Below are 9,303 nucleotides of genomic sequence, written 5' to 3' on the forward strand. Positions count from 1 at the left end.
ACAGCGATTTATAATCGCATTGTTTTACTTACTTAATAGCTTTAGCTATTAAGTACAACTATATATGCCAGGCAAATGATAGGATGCGATGAGCCGCATTGAGACCGTAAGGTCTTTTTTTTATGTCTTAATTTATCTATTTAAAAAAAACTGAACGGATGAAAATTCAAATTTTATCTGTCCAGTTTTTTAATACAATATTTTTGGATGATGAAATCATTTTTAGAATATGCAACTAATATATTAAGGAATGTTTTTGTAAAGTTAATTATGAATACAATAGACTAAAGTCAATTGCATAAGTAACACTAACTTTTTAAATAAAAAGAAGTGTTACTTTATAATTAACGAATTAATAAGGGCTTCTGTATGTGAATTTAATTGTTCTTTTGGAATTCCTCCAAAACCTATAATAAACTTTGGTTTTATTTTTACATCATCATCGAATTGATATGGTGTTAATTTTAATGAGTGATGTTTAGCACGATCTATGCATTCTTCCATACTTAATCCATTTAAAACTGTTAATGTAAAATGCATACCAGTTAAAGCACCATCAACTTTTAGTTGTTCTTCATATGGGGAAAGTGCATTTAAAATATACGTTAATTTTTCTTTATAAATTTTCCTCATTTTATTTAAATGACGTTCAAAACTTCCACTGCTCATGAATTGAGCGATAATTCTTTGTATATGTACTGGAGCAGTGTTTGCTTCACTATAATCATATTGGTGGTATAAATCTAATATTTTAGGAGGTAATACTATATACGCTATTCTACAGCTTGGGTAAATTGATTTAGAGAATGTACTGATGTAAATAATTTTATCTTGTGAATCTAGACTTTGTAATGCGGGTATTGGCTTTCCAAAATATCTAAACTCTGAATCATAATCATCTTCAATAATATATCTGTTAGTTTGATGTTGAGCCCAATTGATAAGCTGTGTTCTTTTTTTCAAATTCATAACGTGTCCTGTTGGAAATTGATGTGATGGAGTAATATAAAGTACGTTATAATTCGAAGAAAAAATGGGTTTAGTTTGTATGCCGCTTTTTTCGACTGGTACTTGTAAATATTTAAATTTCTTTTTATCTAGAACTTGTTTAATAGGTGGATAACTTGGCTTTTCAATAATAAATGATGAAGATTTAAGTATATCAGTTAGCATATTTAATAATTGTTCAGTAGAAGAACCAATAACAATTTGTTGAGGGTGTGCAGTAACACCTCTACTAGTGAATAAGTAATGTGCAATTTGTTGTCTTAACTCGAATTCCCCTTGTTTATTACCTCTTTGTAAAAAATCTAAGTTATGATCTTCAAATACTTCTTTAGCGTATTTCCGGAATAAATGAGATGGGAAATGTTCTGCATCAATTTCTGATAAATTAAAAGAATAATCATAATCATTATGTTCTACATTTAAATCAATTCCATCAATTTGTTCATTTGAAATTGTTACATAGGGGTTAGGAAGAACCGGTAATGATTCAATATCAGATACATAGTATCCAGATCTCGGTTTAGAGTATATAAATCCTTCATCTAGTAGTAATTGATAGGCATGCTCAATCGTTGTGTTACTTAAAGATAAATGTTCGCTTAATTGTCGTTTAGAGGGAAATCTATCGTTGGATTGATATTGTCCTTCTATTATTTGTTTTTTCAGTTTTTCATATAAATCTAAATATAATGAATTAGAATGTCTCATTAAACTGACCGCCTTTATTATGTATAAATTGAACCTTTTTAAATATCAGTTTATCCTTTACAATAAATTTAATCAAGAAGTAAAGGGGTAGATTGTATGTCTAAAATAGTTGGATCTGAAAGAGTTAAACGTGGTATGGCTGAAATGCAAAAAGGCGGCGTCATTATGGACGTAGTTAATGCTGAACAAGCGAAAATTGCTGAAGAAGCTGGTGCTGTAGCAGTAATGGCTTTAGAAAGAGTACCTTCTGATATTAGAGCGGCGGGTGGCGTTGCTCGTAGTGCTAATCCTAAAATTGTTGAAGAAGTAATGAATGCAGTATCAATCCCAGTAATGGCTAAAGCACGAATTGGTCATATTACAGAGGCGCGCGTTTTAGAAGCAATGGGAGTGGACTATATAGATGAATCAGAAGTATTAACTCCAGCAGATGAAGAATACCATTTACGTAAAGATCAATTCACTGTACCTTTCGTTTGTGGTTGTCGTAATCTGGGCGAAGCAGCTCGTCGTATTGGCGAAGGAGCAGCTATGTTACGTACTAAAGGAGAGCCTGGTACAGGTAATATAGTAGAAGCAGTTAGACATATGAGAAGAGTGAATGCTGAAGTAAGTCGTTTGACTGTTATGAATGATGATGAAATCATGACTTTTGCTAAAGATATTGGTGCACCATACGAAGTATTAAAACAAATTAAAGATCATGGTAGATTACCAGTAGTAAACTTTGCAGCTGGTGGTGTTGCTACTCCTCAAGATGCTGCCTTAATGATGGAATTAGGCGCAGATGGAGTATTCGTTGGCTCAGGTATTTTTAAATCTGAAGATCCGGAAAAATTTGCTAAAGCTATCGTTCAAGCTACTACTCATTATCAAGACTATGAACTTATCGGTAAACTAGCAGCAGAATTAGGTACAGCTATGAAAGGTTTAGATATTAATCAAATTTCTTTAGAAGAACGTATGCAAGAGCGTGGTTGGTAGTATATGAAAATAGGTGTATTAGCACTGCAAGGAGCAGTTCGAGAACATATTCGACATATAGAGTTAAGTGGTCATGAAGGTATTGCAATCAAAAAAGTAGAACAGTTAGATGATATTGATGGCTTAATATTACCTGGTGGCGAGTCAACAACATTGAGAAGATTAATGGATTTATATGGTTTTAAAGAAAAGTTACAACAATCAGAATTACCTATGTTTGGTACATGTGCAGGGCTAATAGTATTAGCCAGTGATGTTGAAGGAGAATCTGGATATTTAAATAAGTTGGATATTACTGTTGAACGTAATTCATTTGGAAGACAGGTAGATAGTTTTGAATCCGAATTAGAAATCAAAGGTATAGCTACTGATATTGAAGGCGTATTTATTAGAGCACCTCATATAGCAAAAGTTGGAGATAATGTTGAAATCTTAAGCGAAGTAGGCGACAAAATTGTCGCTGTAAAGCAAGATAAATATTTAGGAGTTTCTTTCCATCCAGAATTAACAGATGATTACCGAGTAACTGATTATTTTATTAATCATATGATTCAAAAATAAAAATAAGGCAATGCATGATTGGATTGGTTACAAACTCCAATGTATGCATTGCCTTTTATTTATTATTAGATGAAGAATCCAGCAATTGCTGCTGAAATGAATGATACAAGAGTTGCACCGAATAATAATTTTAATCCGAATCTTGCAACAACATCACCTTTTTTATCATTAAGAGATTTAATAGCACCTGAAATAATTCCAATTGAACTAAAGTTTGCAAATGATACTAAGAATACTGAAGTAACACCTTTAGCATGTTCAGAAATCCCATTTAATTTACCAAGTGCTTGCATTGCCACAAATTCATTTGATAATAGTTTAGTAGCCATCACAGAACCTGATTGAACTGCATCGTTCCATGGAACACCTGCTAAAAATGCAAACGGAGCAAATACAAATCCAATTAAAGTTTGGAAATCCCATTTGATTGCGCCACCACTTGCTAAACTAAAGCCGCCGCTCACTAAACCATTTAGTAATGCGATAATTGCGATATATCCAATTAACATTGCACCAACTATTACTGCAACTTTAAATCCGTCTAAGATATACTCTCCAAGCATTTCAAAGAAAGATTGATTTTTTGTTTCACTTTCAGCAACTAATAATTTATCATCTTCTTCATTAACTTTATATGGATTAATGATAGATGCAATAATGAAGCCACCAAATAAATTTAATACAACAGCTGTTACAACGTATTTTGGTTCAATCAATGTAAAGTAAGCACCAATAATTGAAGCTGATACTGTAGACATTGCTGATGCCGTTAATGTATATAAACGTTGTTTAGGTATGTAAGGTAATTGTTGTTTTAATGAGATAAAAACTTCTGATTGACCTAAAATTGCTGCTGCTACAGCATTGTATGATTCTAATCTGCCCATACCATTAATTTTTGAAATAAGAAAACCTAAGACATTAATAATAAGAGGTAAAATTCTTGTATACTGCAAGATACCAATTAATGCTGAAATAAATACAATTGGTAATAAAACGTTAAAGAAAAATGGTGGGTTTTTAGGGTCAACATATTTAAAACCACCAAAAACAAAATTAACTCCTTCTGCTGCTTTTGACAATAAATAACCAAATCCATTAGATATAGCACCAATGACTGAAATACCAATATTAGTTTTAAGTAAAATAAACGCAAAAATTAATTGAATAACTAGCAATAATCCAACATATTGCCATCGAATATTCTTTCTATCTGAACTAAATAAGTACGCGAGTGCTAAGAAGAAAATGATTCCAATAATCCCAATGAGAATATGCATGTGTTTTTTCATTCCTTTAATTTATTCTATTGTCTATCATACAATAAAATAGAAACGCTAACATCATAAATTTTAAAAATTTAAAGTCAAAATAATTGAAAATGGTCAAAGTTGGTCATATAATATAGTCAAAGAAGGTCAAAAAAGAGGTGATAATCATGCATAATATGTCCGACATCATAGAACAATACATTAAACATTTATTTGAAGAAACCAATGAAGACGTGGTTGAAATTCAAAGAGCAAACATAGCTCAACGTTTCGATTGTGTCCCTTCTCAATTAAACTATGTTATTAAAACACGATTCACAAATGAGCATGGTTACGAAATAGAAAGTAAACGTGGTGGCGGTGGTTACATCCGAATCACAAAAATTGAAAACAAAGATGAGACAGGTTATATTAATCATTTACTTCAGTTAATAGGTCCATCCATATCTCAACAACAAGCACTCTATTTAATAGATGGGTTGTTAGATAAAGGACTAGTTAATGAAAGAGAAGCTAAAATGATTATTGCAGTAATTGATCGAGAAACTCTGAAAATGGATATTGTATCTCGTGATATTATTAGAGCTAATATTCTCAAAAGAATTTTACCAGTTATCAATTATTATTAGGAGAATTGAGGTGTTGCTTTTTGCTTTGTGAAAATTGCCATTTAAATGAGGCTGAAGTTAAATTAACTGTTAAAAGTAAAGATGGTGTGCAAGAAAAATGGGTATGTAGTACTTGTGCACAAGGTGATAATCCATGGACACATCAAGAACAATCATCATATCATCAAGATGATATCGAAGAAGCATTTGTTGTAAAACAAATATTACAACATTTAGCTACTAAGCATGGTATTAATTTTCACGAAATGGCATTTAAAGAAGAAAAGCGATGTCCAACTTGTCAGATGACATTAAAAGATATTGCACATGTAGGTAAATTCGGTTGTTCAGATTGTTATGCAACTTTTAAAGATGACATTTTAGACATTGTTAGACGTGTGCAAGGTGGTCAATTTGAACATGTTGGAAAAGTACCTCAGTCTTCTTATCATAAACTTGCACTTAAAAAGAAAATCGAAGAAAAAAATCAATATTTACAAAAGTTAATAGATGAACAAGATTTTGAACAAGCAGCCATTATACGTGATGAAATTAAAGCGCTACGTGAAGAGGGCGAGGTGCAACATGATGAGTGACTTAGAGCCAAATGTAAGTAAATGGATGAAAACAGCAAAGGAAGCACCGGTTGTGATTTCATCAAGAATTCGTTTAGCTAGAAATCTAGAAAATCACGTTCACCCCCTTATGTTCCCAACAGAACAAGATGGATTCAGAGTTATTAATGAAGTACAAGATGCTTTACCTAATATGACTTTAAAAAGACTAGATGTGATGGACCAACAAAATAAAATGAAGTTAGTAGCTAAACATTTAGTAAGTCCAGAATTAATTAAACAACCGGCAGCAGCTGTCATGTTAAATGATGATGAATCTATCAGTGTAATGATAAATGAAGAAGACCATATAAGAATTCAAGCATTAGGTACTGATTTATCATTGGAAAGATTGTACAAAGAAGCCTCAGCACTTGATGATACAATAGATCAAAAACTTGATATTAGTTATGATGAACATTTAGGTTATTTAACTACTTGTCCTACTAATATAGGTACTGGGATGAGAGCAAGCGTGATGTTGCACTTACCAGGTCTTTCAATTATGAAAAGAATGACAGGCATTTCTCAAACTATAAATAGATTTGGATTTACAATTCGAGGTATTTATGGTGAAGGATCACAAGTATATGGTCATATTTATCAGGTTTCAAACCAATTAACATTGGGGAAAACAGAAGAAGAAATTATTGAAAACTTAACAGAAGTTATTAATCAGATTATAAATGAAGAGCTTCAAATTCGGGAAAGATTAGATGAGCATAAGCAATTAGAAACGTTAGATAGAGTTTATCGTTCGCTAGGAATACTTCAAAATAGCAGACTTATTTCTATGGAAGAAGCATCATACCGGTTGAGTGAAGTTAAATTAGGTATAGATTTAAATTATATTAAACTTGATAATTTTAAATTTAATGAATTAATGGTAGGCATTCAAACTCCATTTTTATTTGATGAAGAAGATGAAACACCAGTCAATGAAAAAAGAGCTAATATTTTGAGAGAACATATAAAATAGGAGGTAACACATTATATGCTATTTGGTAGATTAACAGAACGTGCGCAGCGTGTGTTAGCACATGCACAAGAAGAAGCAATTCGATTGAATCATTCAAATATTGGAACAGAACATCTTTTACTAGGTTTAATGAAAGAACCTGAAGGCATTGCAGCAAAAGTATTAGAAAGTTTTAATATTACAGAGGACAGAGTAGTAGAAGAAGTAGAAAAACTTATTGGACACGGTCAAGAACCAATGGCGACACTTCACTATACGCCTAGAGCTAAAAAAGTTATTGAATTATCAATGGATGAAGCACGAAAATTACATCATAATTTCGTAGGAACAGAACATATACTACTTGGTTTAATTAGAGAAAACGAAGGCGTAGCTGCACGTGTATTTGCAAATCTCGATTTAAATATTACAAAAGCACGTGCTCAAGTCGTTAAAGCTTTAGGTAGTCCAGAAATGAGTAATAAAAATGCTCAAGCAAATAAATCTAATAACACACCAACTTTAGATGGTTTAGCACGTGATTTAACAGTCATTGCTAAAGATGGAACATTAGATCCTGTAGTAGGACGTGATAAAGAAATCACACGTGTTATAGAAGTACTTAGTCGTCGTACTAAAAACAACCCAGTATTAATTGGTGAACCTGGTGTAGGTAAAACAGCGATTGCTGAAGGATTAGCGCAAGCAATTGTAAATAATGAAGTACCAGAAACATTGAAAAACAAACGTGTCATGTCTTTAGATATGGGAACAGTTGTAGCTGGAACTAAATATCGTGGCGAATTCGAAGAACGTTTGAAAAAAGTAATGGAAGAAATTCATCAAGCAGGCAATGTTATTCTATTTATTGATGAATTGCACACATTAGTCGGTGCTGGTGGAGCTGAAGGTGCCATAGATGCTTCTAATATTCTAAAACCTGCTTTAGCTCGTGGAGAATTACAATGCATTGGTGCGACTACTTTAGACGAATATCGCAAAAATATTGAAAAAGACGCAGCATTAGAACGTCGTTTCCAACCTATACAAGTTGATGAACCTTCAGTTGAAGATACTGTTGCAATTTTAAAAGGACTTCGTGACCGTTATGAAGCCCATCATCGTATTAACATTTCAGATGAAGCTTTAGAAGCGGCAGCTAAATTAAGTCATCGTTATGTATCAGAAAGATTTTTACCTGATAAAGCAATTGATTTAATTGACGAAGCAAGCTCAAAAGTAAGACTAAAAAGTCATACAACACCTAATAACTTAAAAGAAATTGAACAACAAATTGAAAAAGTTAAAAATGAAAAAGACGCAGCCGTTCATGCTCAAGAATTTGAAAACGCGGCAAATCTTAGAGATAAACAAACTAAATTAGAAAAACAATTTGAAGAAGCTAAAAATGAATGGAAAAACGCACAAGATGGCGTAAGTACATCATTATCTGAAGAAGATATTGCAGAAGTTATTGCGGGTTGGACAGGTATTCCATTAACTAGAATTAATGAAACTGAATCAGATCGCTTACTTAACTTAGAAGACACATTACATCATCGAGTTATTGGTCAAAAAGATGCTGTGACTTCTATTAGTAAAGCGGTAAGACGTGCAAGAGCAGGATTAAAAGATCCTAAACGTCCAATTGGTAGCTTTATATTCTTAGGTCCTACAGGCGTAGGTAAAACAGAACTAGCTCGTGCTTTAGCTGAATCTATGTTTGGCGAAGATGATGCAATGATTCGTGTTGATATGAGTGAATTTATGGAAAAACACGCTGTCAGTCGTTTAGTTGGTGCCCCTCCTGGCTATGTAGGCCATGATGACGGTGGCCAATTAACTGAAAAAGTTAGACGTAAACCTTATTCAGTTATACTATTCGATGAAATTGAAAAAGCACATCCAGACGTATTTAATATCTTGCTACAAGTATTAGATGATGGTCATTTAACTGATACTAAAGGACGTCAAGTTGACTTCCGTAATACAGTGATTATTATGACTTCAAATGTTGGCGCTCAAGAATTACAAGATCAACGTTTCGCAGGTTTTGGTGGTGCCAATGATGGTCAAGATTATGAATCAATACGTAAAACAATGATGAAAGAACTTAAAAATGCATTCCGTCCAGAATTCTTAAACCGTGTGGATGACATTATTGTTTTCCATAAATTATCTAAAGATGAACTTAAAGAAATCGTAACTATGATGGTTAATAAATTAACACTACGCTTATCAGAACAAAATATAAATATTGAAGTAACTGAAAAAGCTAAAGAAAAAATTGCTGAAGAAGGATATGACCCAGAATATGGTGCAAGACCACTTATCCGCGCAATTCAGAAGACAGTTGAAGATAACCTAAGTGAATTAATATTAGACGGTAATCAATTAGAAGGTAAGAATGTAACTGTTGATCATGATGGTGAAGAATTTAAATATGATATTCAAGATAAAAAAGAAGATAAAGCTTCTACAGAAGCGTAATCAACTTATAGATTGATTATTAATAAAGAGTCCGGGACATAAAGTTCTTGGATAAGTGAAAAAAAGACAATTTCTATTGAAATAATATAGAAATTGTCTTT

8 protein-coding genes are annotated in these 9,303 nt (G+C 32.5%); 6 read left to right on the forward strand and 2 right to left on the reverse strand.

The window, feature by feature from the left end; genetic code table 11:
* Nucleotides 1–333: 333 nt before the first annotated feature.
* Nucleotides 334–1,716, reverse strand: a complete 1,383-nt coding sequence (pdxR, locus tag Q4528_RS12485; RefSeq protein WP_046466368.1) for a MocR-like pyridoxine biosynthesis transcription factor PdxR — start codon at nucleotides 1,714–1,716, stop codon at nucleotides 334–336.
* A 96-nt stretch (nucleotides 1,717–1,812) separates the two neighbouring features.
* On the opposite strand from pdxR, the gene pdxS reads away from it, so the two are divergent.
* The gene (gene pdxS / locus Q4528_RS12490; protein ID WP_017638468.1) at nucleotides 1,813–2,700 is read left to right on the forward strand and encodes a pyridoxal 5'-phosphate synthase lyase subunit PdxS; all 888 of its coding nucleotides are present in this window, start codon (nucleotides 1,813–1,815) and stop codon (nucleotides 2,698–2,700) included.
* 3 nt (nucleotides 2,701–2,703) lie between these two features.
* Nucleotides 2,704–3,261 carry a pyridoxal 5'-phosphate synthase glutaminase subunit PdxT gene (gene pdxT / locus Q4528_RS12495; RefSeq protein WP_046466370.1) on the forward strand — a complete coding sequence of 186 codons (558 nt, stop codon included), beginning with the start codon at nucleotides 2,704–2,706 and terminating at the stop codon, nucleotides 3,259–3,261.
* A gap of 65 nt (nucleotides 3,262–3,326) precedes the next feature.
* Here the strand turns inward: pdxT and Q4528_RS12500 are convergent, their stop codons facing one another.
* Nucleotides 3,327–4,541, reverse strand: coding sequence for a NupC/NupG family nucleoside CNT transporter (locus Q4528_RS12500; protein ID WP_046466371.1), 1,215 nt, complete (start codon nucleotides 4,539–4,541; stop codon nucleotides 3,327–3,329).
* Between the two features lie 158 nt (nucleotides 4,542–4,699).
* Here Q4528_RS12500 and Q4528_RS12505 point away from each other — a divergent pair, with 158 nt between their 5' ends.
* From Q4528_RS12505 to Q4528_RS12520, 4 genes are read left to right on the forward strand one after another with little or no spacing between them, the layout of a single operon-like run.
* Nucleotides 4,700–5,161 (forward strand): CtsR family transcriptional regulator, encoded by a 462-nt coding sequence (locus tag Q4528_RS12505; RefSeq protein ID WP_046466372.1) that lies wholly within the window; start codon nucleotides 4,700–4,702, stop codon nucleotides 5,159–5,161.
* Between the two features lie 20 nt (nucleotides 5,162–5,181).
* A complete protein-coding gene (locus Q4528_RS12510; RefSeq protein ID WP_029056340.1) occupies nucleotides 5,182–5,736 on the forward strand; it encodes a UvrB/UvrC motif-containing protein in 555 nt (184 codons plus the stop codon).
* Nucleotides 5,729–6,733, forward strand: a complete 1,005-nt coding sequence (locus Q4528_RS12515) for a protein arginine kinase (RefSeq protein ID WP_037555779.1) — start codon at nucleotides 5,729–5,731, stop codon at nucleotides 6,731–6,733. The genes Q4528_RS12510 and Q4528_RS12515 overlap by 8 nt, the downstream gene beginning before the upstream one ends.
* 15 nt (nucleotides 6,734–6,748) lie before the next feature.
* Entirely contained in the window at nucleotides 6,749–9,202 is a 2,454-nt protein-coding gene (locus tag Q4528_RS12520; RefSeq protein WP_046466373.1) for an ATP-dependent Clp protease ATP-binding subunit, read from the forward strand.
* The last annotated feature ends 101 nt before the right edge of the window (nucleotides 9,203–9,303 follow it).

This window comes from Staphylococcus pasteuri, from assembly GCF_030547725.1.
Classification (GTDB): Bacteria; Bacillota; Bacilli; order Staphylococcales; family Staphylococcaceae; genus Staphylococcus; species Staphylococcus pasteuri.

Bases quoted from the DNA above. Each gene is read 5' to 3' on its own strand.
- Q4528_RS12505 (WP_046466372.1), top strand. From the start codon at position 4,700: ATGCATAATATGTCCGACATCATAGAACAATACATTAAACATTTATTT.
- Q4528_RS12500 (WP_046466371.1), bottom strand. From the start codon at position 4,541: ATGCATATTCTCATTGGGATTATTGGAATCATTTTCTTCTTAGCACTC.
- Q4528_RS12515 (WP_037555779.1), top strand. From the start codon at position 5,729: ATGAGTGACTTAGAGCCAAATGTAAGTAAATGGATGAAAACAGCAAAG.
- pdxR (WP_046466368.1), bottom strand. From the start codon at position 1,716: ATGAGACATTCTAATTCATTATATTTAGATTTATATGAAAAACTGAAA.
- pdxT (WP_046466370.1), top strand. From the start codon at position 2,704: ATGAAAATAGGTGTATTAGCACTGCAAGGAGCAGTTCGAGAACATATT.
- pdxS (WP_017638468.1), top strand. From the start codon at position 1,813: ATGTCTAAAATAGTTGGATCTGAAAGAGTTAAACGTGGTATGGCTGAA.
- Q4528_RS12520 (WP_046466373.1), top strand. From the start codon at position 6,749: ATGCTATTTGGTAGATTAACAGAACGTGCGCAGCGTGTGTTAGCACAT.